General features: G+C 68.1%; 17 protein-coding genes. 6 read left to right on the top strand and 11 right to left on the bottom strand.

Annotated features, from left to right (window positions below):
* Positions 1–120: 120 nt before the first annotated feature.
* The 3 genes from QAD21_RS19160 to QAD21_RS19150 all read right to left on the bottom strand — a co-directional run bounded on the left by QAD21_RS19160 (position 121) and on the right by QAD21_RS19150 (position 2,517).
* Positions 121–426 (bottom strand): DUF1416 domain-containing protein, encoded by a 306-nt coding sequence (locus QAD21_RS19160; RefSeq protein WP_010840619.1) that lies wholly within the window; start codon positions 424–426, stop codon positions 121–123.
* A gap of 5 nt (positions 427–431) precedes the next feature.
* Positions 432–1,271, bottom strand: a complete 840-nt coding sequence (locus QAD21_RS19155) for a sulfurtransferase (RefSeq protein WP_058253541.1) — start codon at positions 1,269–1,271, stop codon at positions 432–434.
* Positions 1,272–1,659: 388 nt separating this feature from the next.
* Positions 1,660–2,517, bottom strand: coding sequence for a DUF2993 domain-containing protein (locus tag QAD21_RS19150; protein ID WP_137810430.1), 858 nt, complete (start codon positions 2,515–2,517; stop codon positions 1,660–1,662).
* Between the two features lie 211 nt (positions 2,518–2,728).
* On the opposite strand from QAD21_RS19150, the gene QAD21_RS19145 reads away from it, so the two are divergent.
* Together QAD21_RS19145 and mshD are read left to right on the top strand one after the other, a co-directional pair.
* A complete protein-coding gene (locus tag QAD21_RS19145; protein WP_280360069.1) occupies positions 2,729–3,535 on the top strand; it encodes a response regulator transcription factor in 807 nt (268 codons plus the stop codon).
* Positions 3,516–4,445 carry a mycothiol synthase gene (gene mshD / locus QAD21_RS19140; RefSeq protein WP_280360068.1) on the top strand — a complete coding sequence of 310 codons (930 nt, stop codon included), beginning with the start codon at positions 3,516–3,518 and terminating at the stop codon, positions 4,443–4,445. Before QAD21_RS19145 ends, mshD begins: the two co-directional genes overlap by 20 nt.
* Here mshD and QAD21_RS19135 read toward each other — a convergent pair.
* A complete protein-coding gene (locus QAD21_RS19135; RefSeq protein ID WP_280360067.1) occupies positions 4,436–5,335 on the bottom strand; it encodes an alpha/beta fold hydrolase in 900 nt (299 codons plus the stop codon). The two genes, mshD and QAD21_RS19135, sit on opposite strands and share 10 nt — an antisense overlap.
* A gap of 105 nt (positions 5,336–5,440) precedes the next feature.
* Entirely contained in the window at positions 5,441–6,736 is a 1,296-nt protein-coding gene (locus QAD21_RS19130) for a hypothetical protein (RefSeq protein ID WP_280360066.1), read from the bottom strand.
* Positions 6,737–6,968: 232 nt separating this feature from the next.
* On the opposite strand from QAD21_RS19130, the gene pstS reads away from it, so the two are divergent.
* The 4 genes from pstS (at position 6,969) to pstB (ending at position 10,942) form a co-directional block, all read left to right on the top strand.
* Positions 6,969–8,048 carry a phosphate ABC transporter substrate-binding protein PstS gene (pstS, locus tag QAD21_RS19125; RefSeq protein WP_137810318.1) on the top strand — a complete coding sequence of 360 codons (1,080 nt, stop codon included), beginning with the start codon at positions 6,969–6,971 and terminating at the stop codon, positions 8,046–8,048.
* Positions 8,049–8,189: 141 nt separating this feature from the next.
* Positions 8,190–9,218: a phosphate ABC transporter permease subunit PstC gene (gene pstC / locus QAD21_RS19120; protein WP_068970537.1), complete on the top strand. Its 1,029-nt coding sequence runs from the start codon at positions 8,190–8,192 to the stop codon at positions 9,216–9,218.
* 2 nt (positions 9,219–9,220) lie between these two features.
* Complete coding sequence (gene pstA / locus QAD21_RS19115; RefSeq protein WP_058253533.1) at positions 9,221–10,120, top strand: phosphate ABC transporter permease PstA; 900 nt, start codon at positions 9,221–9,223, stop codon at positions 10,118–10,120.
* A 45-nt stretch (positions 10,121–10,165) separates the two neighbouring features.
* Positions 10,166–10,942: a phosphate ABC transporter ATP-binding protein PstB gene (gene pstB / locus QAD21_RS19110; RefSeq protein WP_004022008.1), complete on the top strand. Its 777-nt coding sequence runs from the start codon at positions 10,166–10,168 to the stop codon at positions 10,940–10,942.
* A gap of 79 nt (positions 10,943–11,021) precedes the next feature.
* Here pstB and QAD21_RS19105 read toward each other — a convergent pair whose 3' ends face one another.
* From QAD21_RS19105 to QAD21_RS19080, 6 genes are all read right to left on the bottom strand, one after another.
* Positions 11,022–11,171: a hypothetical protein gene (locus tag QAD21_RS19105; RefSeq protein WP_280360064.1), complete on the bottom strand. Its 150-nt coding sequence runs from the start codon at positions 11,169–11,171 to the stop codon at positions 11,022–11,024.
* Between the two features lie 166 nt (positions 11,172–11,337).
* Positions 11,338–12,000: a phosphate signaling complex protein PhoU gene (gene phoU / locus QAD21_RS19100; RefSeq protein ID WP_058253532.1), complete on the bottom strand. Its 663-nt coding sequence runs from the start codon at positions 11,998–12,000 to the stop codon at positions 11,338–11,340.
* A gap of 106 nt (positions 12,001–12,106) precedes the next feature.
* A complete protein-coding gene (locus tag QAD21_RS19095; RefSeq protein ID WP_280360061.1) occupies positions 12,107–14,359 on the bottom strand; it encodes an LCP family protein in 2,253 nt (750 codons plus the stop codon).
* A gap of 176 nt (positions 14,360–14,535) precedes the next feature.
* Positions 14,536–15,702 carry a tRNA dihydrouridine synthase DusB gene (gene dusB / locus QAD21_RS19090; RefSeq protein ID WP_280361797.1) on the bottom strand — a complete coding sequence of 389 codons (1,167 nt, stop codon included), beginning with the start codon at positions 15,700–15,702 and terminating at the stop codon, positions 14,536–14,538.
* Positions 15,703–15,761: 59 nt separating this feature from the next.
* Positions 15,762–16,754, bottom strand: coding sequence for an acyl-ACP desaturase (locus QAD21_RS19085; RefSeq protein ID WP_226513949.1), 993 nt, complete (start codon positions 16,752–16,754; stop codon positions 15,762–15,764).
* 346 nt (positions 16,755–17,100) lie between these two features.
* Positions 17,101–17,652 (bottom strand): nuclear transport factor 2 family protein, encoded by a 552-nt coding sequence (locus tag QAD21_RS19080; protein WP_280360059.1) that lies wholly within the window; start codon positions 17,650–17,652, stop codon positions 17,101–17,103.
* Positions 17,653–17,687 lie beyond the last annotated feature (35 nt).

Genomic DNA, 17,687 nt, shown 5'->3' with positions numbered 1-17,687 from the left:
GTCGCAGGCTCCCTCCTCAGGGGGCGGTGACGGTCGCAGGCTCCCTCCTCAGGGGCGGTGAGAACGAGACAGCCCGGTCACCGCGGGTGCGGTGACCGGGCTGCCGGGTCGAGCGTGGCGTCACTTCGAGACGGTGATGTCCTTCTCGTGGATGCCGGGGCCCTCGGGACTGATCGTCACGTCGCCGTTGCCCACCGCGGACAGGGCGCGCAGCGTCCAGGTGCCGGGGGCGGCGAAGAAACGGAAGTCGCCGGTGGGCGATGCCACGACCTCGGCGGTGAACTCACCGGTCGAGTCGAGCAGACGCACGAAGGCGCCGGCGACGGGCGAACCCGAGCCGTCGGTGACCTGTCCGGTCAGGACGGTCTCCTTCTCCACGTCGACGCCAGCGGGCAGCTTCTGTCCCTGCTTGGGTGCAGCACACATATCTCTTACTTTCCTTCTCCGAGTTCGATCGGGACGCCGATCAGCGAGCCGTACTCGGTCCAGCTGCCGTCGTAGTTCTTGACGTTCTGCTGGCCGAGCAGTTCCTTTAGCACGAACCAGGTGTGGCTCGACCGCTCGCCGATGCGGCAGTACGCGATGGTGTCCTTCGAGCCGTCGAGTCCCGCCTCGCCGTAGAGCTCCTTGAGTTCCTCGTCGGACTTGAAGGTGCCGTCCTCGTTGGCGGCCTTGCTCCACGGCACGTTGATCGCGCTCGGGATGTGACCGGGACGCTGGCTCTGCTCCTGCGGGAGGTGGGCCGGCGCGAGGATCTTGCCGGAGAACTCGTCCGGGCTGCGCACGTCGACGAGGTTCTTGGTGCCGATGGCGTCGACGACCTCATCGCGGAACGCGCGGATGCTGACATCCGGCTCGCCGGCCTTGTAGGTCGTGGCGGGACGGCTGACGGCGTCGCTGGACAGCGGGCGACCGTCGAGCTCCCACTTCTTGCGGCCGCCGTCGAGGAGCTTGACGTCGTTGTGGCCGTACAGCTTGAAGTACCAGTAGGCGTATGCAGCGAACCAGTTGTTGTTGCCGCCGTAGAGGATCACGGTGTCGTCGTTCGCGATCCCGCGCTCAGAGAGCAGCTTGCCGAACTGTTCGGCATCGACGAAGTCGCGGCGGACCGGATCCTGCAGGTCGGTCTTCCAGTCGAGCTTGACGGCGCCGGCTATGTGCCCGCCGTCGTAGGCCGAGGTGTCCTCGTCGACCTCGACGAAGACGGTCTTGTCGGCATTGAGGTTCTGCTCAGCCCATTCGGTGCTGACCAGGACGTCGGAACGTGCCATGGCGGTGTCCTTTCGGAGTGGATCGGTGATGGTCGTCGAACAGATGGAGATGGTGGAGACGGTGAGGCGCGAGAAGGATGCCCGCGTCTCGGGGAGATGAGCACGGGTGACGGCGCATGGGAACGAGGTCGCAGACCTCGGTGGAGACGCCCCCGTTCTCATCGACGGTGTGGGCGGACCGGCTGCTCACGCAGCACGGGTTGGTCACACCGTCAACGGCGAGTGCGACAACAGCAGTCGGCGACACGACAGAAGTCGATCGCCCGGCGTCGTGTGAGCAAGTACTCACGGCGCTGCTGCATGCCCACGAGGGTACAACAGAGCCGATCGAGCCCCCAACGGCCGGGGTGCTTTGCGGCCGAGGCCGGGAGAACACGGTCTGAACTGCTCAGAAGCGGTCGAGGCGCACCGATGCCGGACCGGAGTCGCCGACCAGTTGGACGTCCCCGCCGAAACTCTCCGCGCGATCGGGTTCGACATCCCAGGCCATCGGCAGGCGCGGGAGCGTCAGGCTGAACCGATCGAGCACGGCGGCGCGGACTTCCGCCGGGACCTCGGCGTCGACGTGGCGTTCGGGGCCGGTGTAGAAGCCGGTTGCCCGGATGTCCAGTGCGCCGTCGACGACGGAGAGGTCGACGGAGACACTCACGCGCACCTTGGGGCCGTCATAGGACGACGCCGACGGCGGGTCGGCGGGATCGAGCCCGTCGCCCGGCGGCAGTGCGACCGTGCCGGTGAGCACGACGCCGGTCTCGCGACTGACGATGCCGTCCTGGGGCCCGCCTGCGCCCGCCGTGTCGTCCGGTCCCGGGGTGCTGACGGTCAGGTCGACGATGCGCAGATATCGGGCCAGGGTGACGGCATCGAGGCGGGTGTACGCCGAGATCGAGCCGGTGTGGAGAACATCACTCGCCGAGAATCCGCTGCCGTCGGCCACGTCGAACGGGCCGAGAGAGGCACCCAGCTCACCGCGGCAGACGCCGCGGGCGGGCGGACATCCGGGTAGTTCGACGCCGCGGGCGGCGATCGTGGCCCCGTCGAAGTGGCCGGCGGACGACTGCGAGGTGAACGGGAAACCCGCGATGGTGACCTCGGGATCGAATGTCACGCGGGGGGATTGGGCGAGGGCGCGGGAGAACTGATGCTCCCCGCGAACGGCGGCCCCGACGTCGACGCCGAGCGCGACCCCCGCGGCGGCCAGGGCGGCGACCACACCGATGACAAGCACTTTCCGGATGCGCGGCATGCTCGGCCGATCACCCTCCCCGTCGTGGTCATCCGGCGGTCGTGGTCGCCTTGTTAACAGGTGAGCGCGCCGGTGGCGCTATTCTGTCACCTATCTCGCACACGTTGGTAAGGCGGCGTAAACAATCGCCGAGCCACGCGCGGGTGGCGTTCACGTCGTGGTGAGCGATCTGGATGGTCCGGGACGGGGACGAACGAGATCGGAGTGCTGGGTGGATCTCTTGTTGTTGACGGCCGACCCGAATCCGGAGTCGGTCTTGCCGTCGTTGTCGCTGCTCGCGCACACGGTGCGGACCGCTCCGACCGAGGTGTCGTCACTCATGGAGGCGGGGAACGCCGATGTTGCGCTGGTCGATGCCCGCGCCGACCTGGCGGCGGCCCGCGGGCTGTGCCGCCTGTTGGGCAGCACCGGCTCCTCGGTGCCGGTCGCGGCGGTGCTGACCGAGGGCGGGCTGGTCGCGGTCAACGCGGACTGGGGCATCGACGAATTCCTGCTGCCGGGTACCGGTCCGGCCGAGCTCGATGCCCGGTTGCGCCTGCTCGTGGTCCGTACCCGCGGAGTTGCCGCGGAGGAGTCCTCGGGCAAGGTCACGCTGGGTGAACTCGTCATCGACGAGGGGACCTACACCGCACGCCTGCGCGGACGTCCGCTCGACCTGACCTACAAGGAGTTCGAGCTCCTGAAGTACTTGGCGCAGAATGCGGGTCGCGTGTTCACGCGCGCCCAGCTGCTCCAGGAGGTGTGGGGGTACGACTTCTTCGGCGGCACCCGCACCGTCGACGTCCACGTCCGTCGACTCCGCGCCAAACTCGGCAGCGAGCACGAGTCGCTGATCGGGACCGTCCGCAACGTCGGATACAAGGCCGTCCGTCCGACGCGCGGCCGGGCGTCCGCGGCCGACGCCGACCTGTCCGAGGACGCATCCGGTCCCGATGCGGTCGACACCGATGACTTCGACGACGCGCTCGACGGTCCCGATCCGTTCGACGAGGAGTTCAGTGCCAGTGCCGGGAACTGAGGACCCGCAGGTGCGTCGAGGCGCACTGCCCGACGACGTCGCTGATTTCGCTCACCGGCTGGTGCGCGAGGCGAACGCCGCCGATGGTGTCGCCCCGCTCTCGGAGGGGGCGGTCACCGCGATCGACGCCCCCCAGGGTTCACCGATCGTGCACGTCTGGTCGAAGGCCGGGTACGCCGTCATCGTCCCCGGTCGCGACGGCGAGCCGGCGATGATCGAGGCGGTCGTCGACCCGGCGCACCGCCGGGAGGGACACGGCCGGGCGCTGCTCGACGCGTCGTTCGCGGCGGCGTCCGCGCCCGAAACGGGGTCCGGGGTCCGGGTGTGGGCACACGGTGACCTGCCTGGCGCGGTGGCGCTCGCTGCGGCGATGGGCCTGACGAAACGTCGCGAACTACTGCAACTGCGCCGGCCGGTCGGGCCCGGCCACGAACTCCCCGAACTCGTCGTCGACCCGACGGTCGACCTGCGGACCTATGCCGGACCGGCCGATGACGCCGAGATCCTGCGGGTGAACAACGCGGCCTTCGACTGGCATCCCGAGCAGGGTGGCTGGTCGCCGGAGCAGATCCGTGAACGGGTTGCCGCCGACTGGTTCGATCCGGCGGGTTTGTTCCTCGCCTTCGACCGTGCCGGCGACGGATCGGGCGGGGGAGATGGCAAGCTCCTCGGGTTCCACTGGACGAAGCGGCACGACGCGGACCTCGGCGAGGTGTACATCGTCGGCGTCGATCCTGCGGCGCAGGGTCGCGGACTGGGTCGGTTGTTGACGCTCGCCGGCCTGCATCATCTTGCGCGCGAGGGCGTCTCGGAGATCAACCTCTACGTGGAGGGTGACAACGTCGCCGCGCTGCACACCTACGAGCGCCTCGGGTTCACCCGATACGCCGTCGACGTCGCCTACGGCTGAGGCTGCCCGAGTGCGGCGCCGATGGCGTCGACGACGTCGCCGATGTGGGGCTCGCGGACCACGGACAGGTGATTGCACTCGAGACGGAGGACATCGACGTCCCCGGTCACGATGTGCCGCCGCCACACCGACGGGCCGTCACGATTCTCGCTGCCCTGCACCACGAGCGCGCGACCGGTGTACGGGCGGGGGCGGTGCAGCCGCGCCACCCGGACACCGAGTTCCTCGAGTGCCTGCGCGTCGGCGGTCGGCGAGGTTCTCACCACACCTGCGAGTGGAACACGAATTCGTCGGCGCCACAGTTCTTTTCGGGGTAGCGGTTCATATGTGGTGGTCGTCGTGAGAGACGGGTCGGCGCGCTTGGCGCGATGCAGCACCCGCGGTGGGACGAACGTGTCCACCACGACGACCAGATCGACACGGTGCCCGTCGGCCTCGAGGCGTCGCGCGGTCTCCAGGGCGATGAACCCGCCCAGCGAATGGCCCACGAGGATGTAAGGCCCCTCCGGCTGGATGCGACGTAGGTCGCGGAGGTGACGCCGGACGGCGGCGTCGACCGTCCAGTCGGGGATGCCGCGGGTGTCCAGGCCATGTGGCGCGAACGCGAAAACCGAACCGATGGCGTCGAGTTCGCCGATGCGATCGGCGAATGGCACGAAGGTGAGCGCGGATGCGCCCGCGCCGGTGAAACAGAACACCGGTCGCCCGGCGCCCTCGCGCAGTTCGTCGGCGGGACCCAGTTGCGCGCGGACCTCGGCGATCGCGGCGTCGAGCAGCCGACGTCGACGCTCCGTGTAGCAGCAGACGATCACCGAGAGGGTCGGCTCTGTCCGGACTGCATCGTCGGGGACCGGATCAGCGTGCACGGCCGCGACGGGGACTGGGGTCACCGGGTCGGCCAGTGGCTCGACAGGATGGGAGGACAGCACGTTTTTCGGCCTTCGATAGCTCGGGGTCGGATGGGGTTCGCTGATGAGGCGGGGGACCGGAGGGCGTCAGGGCACCCCGACGATCCGGGCGGCGTGCCCCGCGACGGCATCCATGGCCGCGCGGATACGGGCCGGGTCGAAGACGTCGTCGCGGAATGCGGCGGTCATGGAGATCCCGCCGTCCACGAATCCGGTCGTGACCGTGATACCGGCCGCCGACGGTGGCGTGGCCACGGCGATGACGGTGGCACGCGCCGGGTCGGACCACTGCCAGCCGCGTCGGCGGCCGGGCAGGTGACCGACACTCGAATGGAGCAGCTCTGCATGGACCGGGCCCTCGGCGGGGACGCACGGGGCCGGCGAAGCCGATCCGCCCGTGCGGGCACGGCGCAGGGTCTTGACGCTGGCGAGCGCCAGGTTGGCAGCCGGCCGGCCCATCCGGGCCGACGCGGTCATCTCCCGTTGCAGGGCGGCCGCCGACGTGGTGTCGGACACCGGAAAGCTCAGTCCTGCAGAGAAATTGGCGTAGGTCCGCATCGACGTCGGCAGGTGATGGCGCGCGTCGAAGGGCAGCGTGACCATCGGGTTGAGCGCCACGCCGGCCTCGGTCAGTGCGGCGACCAGGGCGACCGTGTAGACGGCGAACAGGCCGGTTCCCGGCATCGACGCCGCCCGGCCGGACCGGATCGCTTCGACGTCGTCGGCCGGGATGTGGACATTCGCGGCCGCCGGTCGTCGGGGAGGCACCGGTCGCCGCGCAGGCACCGGCTGGACTATTTCGCGGTGTCGCCGGAAACGCAAGAGCGCCAGGGCTCGTCGTGGATCGGCCACGGTGGCCGCCGCCGCGACGAGCAGTGGGGGGACGGCGGGCCCGGGGCGGCAACCCCGACGGTCGACCGCGCCGACGATCACGTCGACGATCAGATTCAGCAGCGTGAGGTCGCCGAGTCCGTGGTCGTAGTCCAGCGCGAGGTGATCACCGGCCAGCACGATCCGAAGCGGCCGGTGTGGCAGCGAGTACAGGGCCTCGAACAGGCGGGCCGGATCGGCACCCGCCGCCGGGGGTGGTGCGGCGATGACCGCGTCGGCCGCCGCGTCCGGATCGAAGACCCAGAGTCGCCGGTGCGGCGAGGGCAGGAGCCCGACCCGGGTGTGTGGACCGATTCGCGCGAGCCGGACGATCCGTTCGGCGGCGACCGCGCGGGACGGTAGAGCCAGGGGGCCGATGACGAGCGCCGCCCGGTTGTGTCCGTGCAACCGGTCGATCGCCGCGCTTCGGATACGCCGGAGCCCGCCGGGTCGGGGTGCCGGGGGGTCGACGTGCCGGGGGGTCGAATCCGGGGTTGGTGAACGCGTTGCCATGAGTGCGATCCGCAGAACTATAGCAAGGCTTGCCTAAGTCTCGAATGTCGGGTTACGCAGATCACGTACGATCACGCCTGGGCAGGTCGCACCCCGTCTGCCTTGGCCAGTTCACCTGTCGTTCATCTTTTGGAGGGGATCAGTCCACCACGCCCCCATAGCTTTCCACTCGGACACTCCGGAGCCGACGCCAGTCGGTGCGGGGAACGCGAACGGAAAGGCAACACCAGCGGTGAAAATCAATCGGAACGGCGCCCTGGCGTCGGTGTCGGCGATCGCGGCACTGACACTCGTCACGGCGTGCGGCGGTGGGGGAAGCGAACAGACTGTCAGCGGCGAGGGCTCGACCGCGCAGCAGAAGGCCATGGAGCACTTCAGCCAGGTCCTCACCGACAACAGCGACATCGTGCTCGACTACACCGGCAGCGGCTCGGGCGACGGCATCAAGAAGTTCATCGCGGGCGACGTCGACTTCGCCGGCTCGGACTCGGCCCTCAAGGACGACGAGGTCACCGACGCCACCGCACGTTGCAACGGCAACGCCCCCTGGCACCTCCCGCTGGTCGTCGGCCCCGTCGCGGTCGCCTACAACCTCGACGGTGTCGAGGACCTCAAGCTCAACCCCAGCGTCATCGCGCAGATCTTCAACGGCAAGATCACCACCTGGAACGATCCCAAGATCGCCGCGCTGAACCCCGGCGTGACGCTGCCCACCACCGACATCGTGCCGGTGTACCGCTCGGACAGCTCGGGCACCACCGACAACTTCCAGCGCTTCCTGGAGAACTCGGCCCCCGCTGACTGGCCGTACGAGCACAGCAAGGAATTCGCACCCAAGGGTGTCGGTTCCGGTGCCTCGAAGTCGACCGGCGTCGGCGACACCGTCAAGAAGACCCCGGGTTCGATCACCTACGTCGAGTGGGGCTTCGCCACCGAGAACGACCTCGGTGTCGCTCAGATCGACTTCGGCGCCGGCCCGGTCACGCTGAACGCGGAGAGCGCGGGCAACGCCCTCGAGTCGCTGGCCTTCGCCGATCCGGCCAGCAAGGACCTCGTCGTCGACACCGACGCCCTGTTCGCTTCGAAGGCTCCGGGCGCCTACCCGCTGCTGCTCACCCCGTACTCGATCGTCTGCTCGGCGGGCTACGAGGACGAGGCCACCAGCCAGACGCTGAAGGACGCGTTCACCGCGGTCCTGAACGACGGCCAGGCCGGCCTCGAGGAGATCGGCTACGTGCCGGTACCCGACGCCTTCAAGACCAAGCTGCAGGGGACCATCGACTCGCTGTCCGGTGGGTCCGGAAACGCCTGATCAATCCCCTCTGATCACGTGCGCGGGGCCGCCTCGGTTGCGGTCCCGCGCGTGTGGTTGACACACTGACACGACATTTCGCGTGTCCACGAGACGGCGGGAAGTGACTCAATGACCAGAGCCGAATCACAAGAAGGACGCATGACCTCGCTGAGCAAAGAGGGTGGCACGACTCCGCCGGACACCGGCGAGTTCCGCCCCACCGGGTCATCGCCCGACCAGCCCGAATCCTCGCTTCATTCGGCCGCGCATCACCGCGTCGCCGACCGGGTGTTCCGCACCCTGGCCGTCGGCTCGGGTTTCGTGGTCTCGATCGTCATCGGGCTCATCGCACTCTTCCTTCTGGCGCAGGCGATCCCGTCGCTGGCGAAGAACGAGGAGAACTTCTTCACCTACACCGGCCAGTGGATCACCAGCGGTGATCAGCTCGCCTTCGGAATCCCGCAGCTCTTCTACGCGACAGTCGTGGTGTCGGTCATCGCGCTGCTGATCGCCATGCCGGTCGCGCTCGGTATCTCGATCTTCCTGACCGAATACGCGCCGAAGCGGTTCGTCGGACCGATCACCTACACCGTCGACCTCCTCGCCGCGGTCCCCTCGATCGTGTACGGCCTCTGGGGCATCCTCGTGCTCGGCCCGGCGCTGGTGCCGGTCAACGAGTGGCTCGTCGGCAATCTCGGCTTCCTGCCGTTCTTCCAGGAACCCACTCAGGTCGCCAACATGAGCACCGGCGGAACGCTCCTGACCGCGGGCATCGTGCTCGCCGTCATGATCCTGCCGATCATCACCGCCGTGACCCGCGAGGTCTTCATGCAGACCCCCAAGGGTCATCGTGAGGCCGCGCTCGCCCTGGGCGCCACCAAGTTCGAGGTCGTCAAGGTCGCCGTGCTGCCCTTCGGGTTCTCCGGCTACATCTCCGGTTCGATGCTCGGTCTGGGTCGCGCGCTCGGCGAGACGATGGCGCTGCTGCTCATCATCTCGACCGCCGGTCCCATGAACTTCAACCTCATGGAGAGCGGCGAGACCTTCGCGACCAAGATCGCCAACAACGCGGCCGAATTCGACTCGCCCGCCAAGACCGGCGCCTATATCTCGGCCGGCCTGACCCTGTTCGTCCTGACCTTCATCGTCAACGCCGCCGCCCGCGCGGTCGTCGCCGGAAAGAAGTGACCATGTCTGTGACCACGACTACTTCCGCGGCCGATCCGGTCAAGAAGCCCTCCGGCTTCACCCCGATGTCCGGGCGTCGGCGTTTCACCGACGGGACCGTCCGTGTCGCCGTCATGGCCGCCCTGCTGCTGGCGCTGGTTCCCCTGCTCTGGCTGGTCTTCACGCTGGTGTCGCGGGGTATCGAGACGATCATCGACATCGACTGGTGGACCCAGGCCGAGCGACGCGGCGGCGCCGCCAACGCGATCGTCGGCACGCTGATGCAGACCGCCCTCGCGGCGGTCATCTCCATCCCGCTCGGCATCTTCGTCGCCATCTATCTGGTGGAGTACGCGACGAAGAAATCGCTCCTCGCGCGTGTCACCACGTTCATGGTCGACATCCTCTCGGGTGTGCCCTCGATCGTCGCCGCGTTGTTCGTCTACGCGGTGTGGCGCACCACCCTCGGATTGCCCCGCTCGGGATTCGTGGTCGCGATCGCGCTGGTGTTGCTGATGGTCCCGCTCGTGGTGCGCGCCACCGAAGAGATGTTGAAGATCGTCCCGCAGGACCTTCGCGAGGCGTCGTACGCCCTGGGTATCCCGAAGTGGAAGACGATCGTGAAGATCGTCCTGCCGACGGCCCTGTCGGGCATCGTCACCGGCGTGATGCTGGCCATCGCCCGGGTCATGGGCGAATCGGCGCCGGTCCTCATCCTCGTCGGTGCCACCCGCGCGATGAATTGGAATCCCTTCGACGGCAACCAGCAGTCGCTGCCGCTGATGATGGTGCAGCAGTACAACAACGGACCGGGCGCCTTCGATCAGGTGTGGGGCGCGGCGCTGACATTGGTGATCCTCGTTGCCATCGTCTACTTCGGCGCCAAGGCGGTGTCGAAGATCTTCGCCCCCAAGACTTCCTGACCTCCCACCCTTCTCGGGTCATCTTTTCCAGAACGGACCAATGACATGGCAAAGCGCCTCGACATCAAAGACCTGAACATCTATTACGGCGACTTCCACGCGGTCAAGGACGTCACCCTCGAGGTGCCGCCGCGCTGCATCACCGCGTTCATCGGCCCGTCGGGCTGCGGTAAGTCGACCGTGCTCCGGACCCTCAACCGCATGCACGAGGTCACCCCGGGTGCCTACGCCAAGGGCAGCGTGCTGCTCGACGGCGAGGACATCTACGGCAAGACCGTGGACCCGGTGAGCGTGCGCGCGACCATCGGCATGGTGTTCCAGCGGCCGAACCCGTTCCCGACGATGTCGATCCGCGACAACGTCGTCGCCGGCCTGCGTCTGCAGGGTGTGCGGAACCGCTCACAGCTCGACGACGTCGCCGAGAAGAGCCTGCGCGGCGCCAACCTCTGGGAAGAGGTCAAGGATCGCCTCGACAAGCCGGGCGGCGGACTGTCGGGTGGTCAGCAGCAGCGTCTGTGCATCGCCCGCGCCATCGCGGTCTCTCCCGACGTCCTGCTCATGGACGAGCCGTGTTCGGCGCTCGACCCGATCTCGACGCTGGCCATCGAGGACCTGATGGGTGAACTCAAGAAGGAGTACACCATCGTCATCGTGACCCACAACATGCAGCAGGCCGCCCGCGTCAGCGACCAGACCGCGTTCTTCAATCTCGAGGCGGTCGGCCAGCCCGGACAGCTCGTCGAGATCAACGACACCGAGACGATGTTCTCGAACCCGACGAAGAAGGAGACCGAGGACTACATCTCGGGCCGCTTCGGCTGATCACTCGTACGACGTGAACGGGCCCGCTCACCCGCCCGGGGGAGCGGGCCTTGTCGTGTCGGGTCGTCGTGTCGGGGTGTCACATGTTGAGCAGCAGGATCACCAGCAGGGCGACCAGCGAAGCGGTCACACCCAGGTACGCCAGGATCTTGCGGCGGTGGGCGGCAGCCTCTGCGTCCTCGTCGGTCACCGCATTGACGTCGGGCTCGGTCGGATAGTGCTGGGCCATGCCCGCCACCCTAACGACGACCTCGGCGCGTGTGAAATCTCCCCGACTCCGTTCGGGCTCAGATATTCACAGACATGAAAAAAGACCGAGAATCAGTGTGGGAAACTGAATTCTCGGTCCTTTTCGGTGTGGCCCTCGCTCGATGAACGGCACCGAGCGAGCGAAATCACCCCACGCTCTGGAACTGCTCCGGGGTCTTGCCGGTCGCGGTGAACACCACGCGGCGTCCGATGAGCACGGCATGGTCGGCGAACCGTTCGTAGTACCGGCCGAGCAGGGTCACGTCCACCGCGGCGGCTACGCCGTGCTTCCACTCACGGTCCATCAGGACGGTGAACAGGTGGCGGTGGAGGTCGTCCATGGCGTCGTCGTCTTCCTGGAGACGAAGAGCCGCCTGCGGGTCGCTGGTCACGAGAACCTCATGTGCGTTCTTCGCCAGGGTGACGGCCAGGCGGCCCATCTCGGCGAAATAGCCGTTGACCTCCTCCGGCAGCGCCTTGGCGGGATGCCGACGGCGGGCGACCTTGGCGACGTGCAGCGCGAGAGCACCCATCCGATCGGCGTCGGCGACGATCTGGAACCCACTCACGACTCCGCGCAGGTCACCGGCGACCGGGGCCTGCAGGGCGAGGAGCGCGAAAGACTGTTCCTCCGCGCGAGCCGTCAGCCGGCTCATCCGGTCGGTGTCCCCGATGACCTCTTCGGCGATGGCGAGATCGGCCTGCAGCAGTGCCTGCGTGGCGCGCGCCATCGCGGTGCCGGCGAGCTCGCACATCTCACCCAATACCGAGGTCAGCGCCTCGAGTTGCTCTTGATAGGCGGTACGCATGGTCCCAGGATACGTGCGTGATCACTCCAGACCGACTCCGACCGATGAACGTCCAGTGAACGTAGGGTGCAGATCCGTCCACCTGCGAGTGCACCGACACCTGAGATCACGTACAGGTGGTGTCGCCCGCGTTCGTGATGGCCAGGTCGTTGGGCAGATTGCCGGTGTTCTCCGCAGGTGCGAGCTGGTTCGCCGTCAGGGTCGCCCCGGCGGCCGGTACCGACTCCAGGGAGCCGGTGAAATCCGCACCGACGATGAGCTCGACACCCGACTTGACCGTGCGGTCGAGCTGGATGCTCGCGTTCGGGAACATCTCGGCCAGCGTCGCGGCGGCGTCGCGCTGTCCCGGCCCGTAGCGCACGACGGTGTCGTCCCGGTTCTCCGAGGCATCGGCGACACCCCGCACGTCGAAGCCGTACGGCGTGAGCTGCTCGGATACCTCGGTGGCGAGGCCCGTCTGGCCCGTGCCGTTGAGAACCCGGACGCCGACATTGCCGGGGTTCTGGGCGGTCGCGGTCACGGGTCCGGGAGCACTGGCGTTCGAGCCGGTGCTCGGTGCGCCGGGACTCGTCGGCGCCTTCGACGACGACGGCGGCTTCTTGCGCGCCTGCTCGCCGGGGAGTGGCAGGTCGTCGATGATGGCGTCGAAGATCGCGTCGATGTCGTCGGTGCGCGGGATCTCGTTGTTGGCGCCGTCGGTGGAGGTACCCGACGTCGGGATCGTCAGGAACGAGACGCGGCCGGCCTCGATGCCCTGCATCGACTCGGCCAGGTTGATCAGCGACTGGGTGTCGACGCCGTCGACGTAGCTGTATTCGATGAACGTGTTGACGATCCCGTTGAGTTTGTTGGGGTTCGACAGCACATTGCCCGACAGGCTCGACCGCAACAGCGACGACATGAAGAGCTGCTGGCGTTTGATCCGGCCGTAGTCGCCGTTGCCCTCCGTGCTGATGTTGCGGGCACGAACGTAATTCAGTGCGCGCCGGCCGGTCAGCTTCTGCTTGCCCGGCTTACGCAGGATCTGGCCGATCTCGTAGTCGTAGAGCGGGACCGTCGAGCAGACCTCGACGCCGCCGATCGCGCGGACGACCTTCTCGAAGCCGTAGAAGTCCATCCCGATGAAGTGGTTGATGTTGAGCCCGCTCATCGCGGTGATCACGCGAACGAGACACTGCGGACCGCCGTAGAAGTAGACGCTGTTGAGCTTGACGCCGGACTGGGCCGGCATCTCGGCGCCGTACTCACCGGTCTCGTTGTCCCACGCGTTGCACGCCGGCTGATCCACCTGCAGGTCGCGCGGGAAGGACACCGCGACGACGCGACTGCGGTTGGCCGGGATGTTCACCAGGATGACGGTGTCCGAACGGGCGCCCTCGGCGTCGGCGGTGGTGCCGGCGCCGACCTTGGAGTTCTGACCGCCGCGAGTGTCCGTGCCGACGATGAGGTACGTCTCGTCGCCGTACTGGGCATCCTTGTTACGGATGTTCTCGTCGTCGGGGTCGACGGCGGTGACGTTGCGCCAGTTGCCGTTCCACGACTGGAGGTAACCCCAGACGAAGCCGGTGCCGACGAGCGCCAGCACGCACGCGATGGCGACCAGGATGCGTCCGGTCGCGGCGGTCTTGCGCAGCATCGCGCCCTGCCGGTCCTCGTCGCGTCCGGGATGGCGCCGAGGCGCCGAGCGCAGGGCGAGGGGTTCGGTGAGGTCGGGTGTGCGTTCCAGCGGGGGCTGGGCCGGCGGTCCGGCCGGGCCGCCGGCGACCGGCTCCTGGGCGCGGGATTCCTCGATCACCCGCTGCTCGGTGGCGCGATCGGACAGGTCGGGCGCGGCGTCGCCGACGGTGGGGATCTTCTGGGTGACCTCGTTGTCGAAACGATGGACGGCCGTCGGGCGGTCGTCGGGCGCCGGCTGCGGAGCTGCGGGGACCCGCCCGCCCGGGGCCGCCGGTGGCGTGGCACTTCCGCCGAACGGCGGTCCGGTGCGGCGGGACCGCCCGCGGGTCGACGACGGGGGCTCGGACGTCCGCGACTCCGGACGCGGCGGTGTCGCGCGGCGGGTGCCGGACCGGCCGGCGCCGGCGGGGGGCTCCGACGGCGACGACTCCTCCGCGTTCATCTGCTCCATGAGCTGGCGGACCGTCAGGCGAGTGCGTCCCCGGACGAAGCGATCTGCCGAGCGTGGCTCGCGGAGGCTGGGGTGCGCCGGGGGAGGGGAGCCCTGGTCGGTGGAACCGGGCGCGTCCGGACCGGGGACGGGCTCGAAGTCGTCGCGGGAGCGTCCGGCGCGTCGACCACGACGAGAGCGACCGGCGTCGCCCACCTCGGGGTCGTCCGGGCCCGGTGTCCTACGACTCAATGCACGTTCCTCATGCCCCGTGGTCGTGTCGCGGAGTCACCGCGGATCGGGGCTCGACCAGCGCGGTGCGCACAGAATGGAGGCCCCGGCGGCCGGGACCTCCGCGCAATAGTACTGATCCCACCTGAGAAAGCGTCTCAGCCGGGCACCGGTTGTGACGGTTTTCGCAATCCGGTTCAACCGCCGGAGTGCATGATCTCGGCGCCTGCGGGGATCACGTCCTCGTCGGGGTCGTCGAGCCAGCCGTCCGGCAGCGCGACCTTCGCCGGCGAACCCTGCCGGCCGCGCGGGCCGTGACCGTCGGAGGGGAACGGCGCGTCGGCCGGCAGCTCGGCGAGCAGTTCACGTAGTTCGTCGACACTGCCGACGAGCGCCATCCGCCGCCGGATCTCCGAGCCGGCCGGGAAACCGCGGAGGTACCAGGCGACGTGCTTGCGGATCTCGCGGCAACCCTTCATCTCGCCGTGGTGATCGACGAGGAGCTGGCAGTGCCGGACCATGATGTCGGCGACCTCGCCCAGGTTCGGCGGCGCCGGCGCGTCGAAACCGCCGAGTTCGGCGGCCAGTTCGGCGAACAGCCAGGGCCGGCCGAGGCAACCGCGGCCGACGACGACGCCGTCGCAGCCGGTCCGGCGCATCATCGCGACCGCATCGGCGGGTTCGAAGATGTCGCCGTTGCCGAGAACCGGCACGGTGGTGACGTGCTCCTTCAGGCGGGCGATCTCGTCCCAGTCGGCCTCACCGGAGTATCGCTGCGATGCGGTGCGCGCGTGGAGGGCGACGGCCGCGGCACCTTCTTCGGCGGCGATCCGGCCGGCGTCGAGATGGGTGCGGTGATCGTCGTCGATGCCGATCCGGAACTTGACCGTCACCGGGATGTCGGTACCCTCGGTGGCCCGGACGGCCGCCGCGACGATCTTGCGGAACAGCGTGCGCTTGTAGGGGATCGCCGACCCCCCGCCCTTGCGGGTCACCTTGGGGACCGGGCAGCCGAAGTTCATGTCGATGTGGTCGGCGAGATTCTCGTCGACGATCATCTTCGCGGCTTGGTACGTGTACTCCGGGTCGACGGTGTAGAGCTGCATCGACCGCGGATTCTCGTCGGGTCCGAAGGTCGTCATGTGCATCGTGACCGGGTGCCGCTCCACGAGCGCGCGGGCCGTGACCATCTCACAGACGTACAACCCGGAGACGGTTCCGGTACGGGCGAGCTCGAGTTCGCGGCACAGCGTCCGGAACGCGACGTTGGTGACACCGGCCATCGGGGCCAGTACGACCGGGCTGGCCAGTTCGATGGACCCGATACGTAGTCCCTTCGAGACGCTCGCAAGCTCGCTCCTCAGGGAGCTGGGAAGCGAGCCTTCGGTGGTCGAGGGCGCCGGATGGCTGTCGACGAGGGTGCTCAGGATGCCTGCTGCTCCCGCTTCTTGGCCTCGCGGGCGAGCGAACGGTCGCGCATCTCCTCGAAGCGGATGGTGTCCTTCTCGAGCTGCTCGAGGAAGGCGGCGAGCTCCTCGCGGGTCTTCTCGCCCTCGCTGCTGAAGTCGTCGCGTTCGAAGACGTTCCACTTACGCAGGACCGGCATGACGACCTCTTCGAGGTGCTGACGCAGGTCGTAGATGCCGTGCTTGGCCATGAGCACGCCGTGGCGACGGAAGTTGGGCATACCGGCGCCGGGCATCTGGAAGTTGGTCACGATGTCGGTGACGGCGCGCAGCGTCTGGTCGGGGGAGATGTCGAAGCCCGCACCGCAGATGTTGCGGTAGAAGATCATGTGCAGGTTCTCGTCGGCCGCGATGCGCTGCAGCATCTTGTCGGCGATCGGGTCGTTGCACGCCTTGCCGGTGTTGCGGTGGCTGACGCGGGTCGCGAGTTCCTGGAAGGTCACGTACGCCACGGAATGCAGCAGACCGAGCTCGTCGGCGTGCTCCTCGAGCTCGTCCACGCGTCCGGCGGCAGCCAGCATCGGGTCGAAACCATTGGTCATGTGGATCATCCGCGCCTCTTCGAGGGCGACGGGATCGACGCCGCGGGTGACCACGAGGTAGTCGCGCATGACGATGCCGTGGCGGTTCTCCTCGGCGGTCCAGCGACCGACCCAATGGCCCCAGGCGGAGTCCATCGAGAAGTTGTCGGCGATGACACGGTGGTACGACGGCAGGTTGTCCTCGGTGAGGAGGTTCGTGATCATCGCGGCCTTGGCGACCTCGTCGAGCTGCGACTGCTCGGGATCGTAGTCGACGCCACCCAGGGCGGCGAAGTTACGGCCCTCGTCCCACGGCACGTAGTCGTGCGGGTTCCAGTCCTTGGCGATCTTGAGGTGGCGGTTGACGTTGTCCTCGGCAACCGGGGCCAGCTCCTTGAGTAGCTCGAGTTGCGTCAGGTCGCGTGCCATATAGATGTCCTCCGAACGGTGTCCGCGTGTGTTGTCATTGCGTGTCGTCGTCGTGCGTCGTGTCGATCGATCCGCGTGCGTGGCCGGCGGCCACGACCGTGGTTCGCGACGTCGTCGTGGGGAGGTGCGCACCCGCCCACCGGACCGTGGTGTGTCGGGCCGGGTCCCCCGCGCCGCCCCGTCGCCACTGGTCAAAGTTCTAGCGTACGCCACGCACACCGGTGTCCCAAGTCCGTCGCCTGGGTGTCGTTCACGCCCGCGCGTCGCGTTACGCGTCCGGCCGGTGGTGTCGGTCACGTTGGTACGGGCGACGCCGGAACCGGTGTTCGCGCAGGTCGGCGGGCCCTCAACCGGAACGTGGACGCGAGGCGAACATCGCGCCCGTCGTCTCCATCCACGCCGTGGCTGGTTCGTCGATGGTGCCCAGTTCGCGTGCCTTCTCACACCAGCGCATCGCCGCGCGCCCGAACTCCACCGGGTTGTAGACGTCCTCTTCGCGACTCCACCGGCCGTCGCCGGCGTAGGTGAGGATGGTGATGTTGGTGGCGGTGATGTGTGTCGAGTCGCCCGGATCGCGCATCGGGTTGTCGACTTCGCAGATGACCCGGCCGGTCGGCGCGTCGACCACATGCCACAGCGAGGGGAACCCGGTCATGTGACTGCCGGGGAACGACGTCATCGTCCGCCAGATCCAGGTCCGGATCTCCTCGCGGCCGCGCATGGTGCCCAAGGCGTGCTCGATGTAGTCGGCGTCTTCGGTGAACAGTTCGGCATAGCGATCCCAGTCCCGGCTCACGGCGATCTCGGCGACCGTGCGCTGGAACTGTGCGAAGGCCTCGTCGAGCTCTGCCGGGGTGAATTCGGCGGTCGTCGGGGTCGGGTTCTCGGTGGTTTCCATCGCCGCCGATCGTAGAGTCCGCACCGGTGTGGTCC

It is taken from the genome of Gordonia sp. SMJS1, assembly GCF_029866425.1.
Taxonomy (GTDB): domain Bacteria; phylum Actinomycetota; class Actinomycetes; order Mycobacteriales; family Mycobacteriaceae; genus Gordonia; species Gordonia hongkongensis.
Note: the sequence above shows the minus strand (reverse complement) of the source record. Positions and strands in the feature narration are given on the sequence as shown.

Bases quoted from the DNA above. Each gene is read 5' to 3' on its own strand.
- phoU (WP_058253532.1), bottom strand. From the start codon at position 12,000: ATGCGTACCGCCTATCAAGAGCAACTCGAGGCGCTGACCTCGGTATTG.
- QAD21_RS19130 (WP_280360066.1), bottom strand. From the start codon at position 6,736: ATGGCAACGCGTTCACCAACCCCGGATTCGACCCCCCGGCACGTCGAC.
- QAD21_RS19155 (WP_058253541.1), bottom strand. From the start codon at position 1,271: ATGGCACGTTCCGACGTCCTGGTCAGCACCGAATGGGCTGAGCAGAAC.
- QAD21_RS19085 (WP_226513949.1), bottom strand. From the start codon at position 16,754: ATGGCACGCGACCTGACGCAACTCGAGCTACTCAAGGAGCTGGCCCCG.
- QAD21_RS19160 (WP_010840619.1), bottom strand. From the start codon at position 426: ATGTGTGCTGCACCCAAGCAGGGACAGAAGCTGCCCGCTGGCGTCGAC.
- QAD21_RS19080 (WP_280360059.1), bottom strand. From the start codon at position 17,652: ATGGAAACCACCGAGAACCCGACCCCGACGACCGCCGAATTCACCCCG.
- pstB (WP_004022008.1), top strand. From the start codon at position 10,166: ATGGCAAAGCGCCTCGACATCAAAGACCTGAACATCTATTACGGCGAC.
- pstC (WP_068970537.1), top strand. From the start codon at position 8,190: ATGACCTCGCTGAGCAAAGAGGGTGGCACGACTCCGCCGGACACCGGC.
- pstA (WP_058253533.1), top strand. From the start codon at position 9,221: ATGTCTGTGACCACGACTACTTCCGCGGCCGATCCGGTCAAGAAGCCC.
- QAD21_RS19150 (WP_137810430.1), bottom strand. From the start codon at position 2,517: ATGCCGCGCATCCGGAAAGTGCTTGTCATCGGTGTGGTCGCCGCCCTG.
- QAD21_RS19105 (WP_280360064.1), bottom strand. From the start codon at position 11,171: ATGGCCCAGCACTATCCGACCGAGCCCGACGTCAATGCGGTGACCGAC.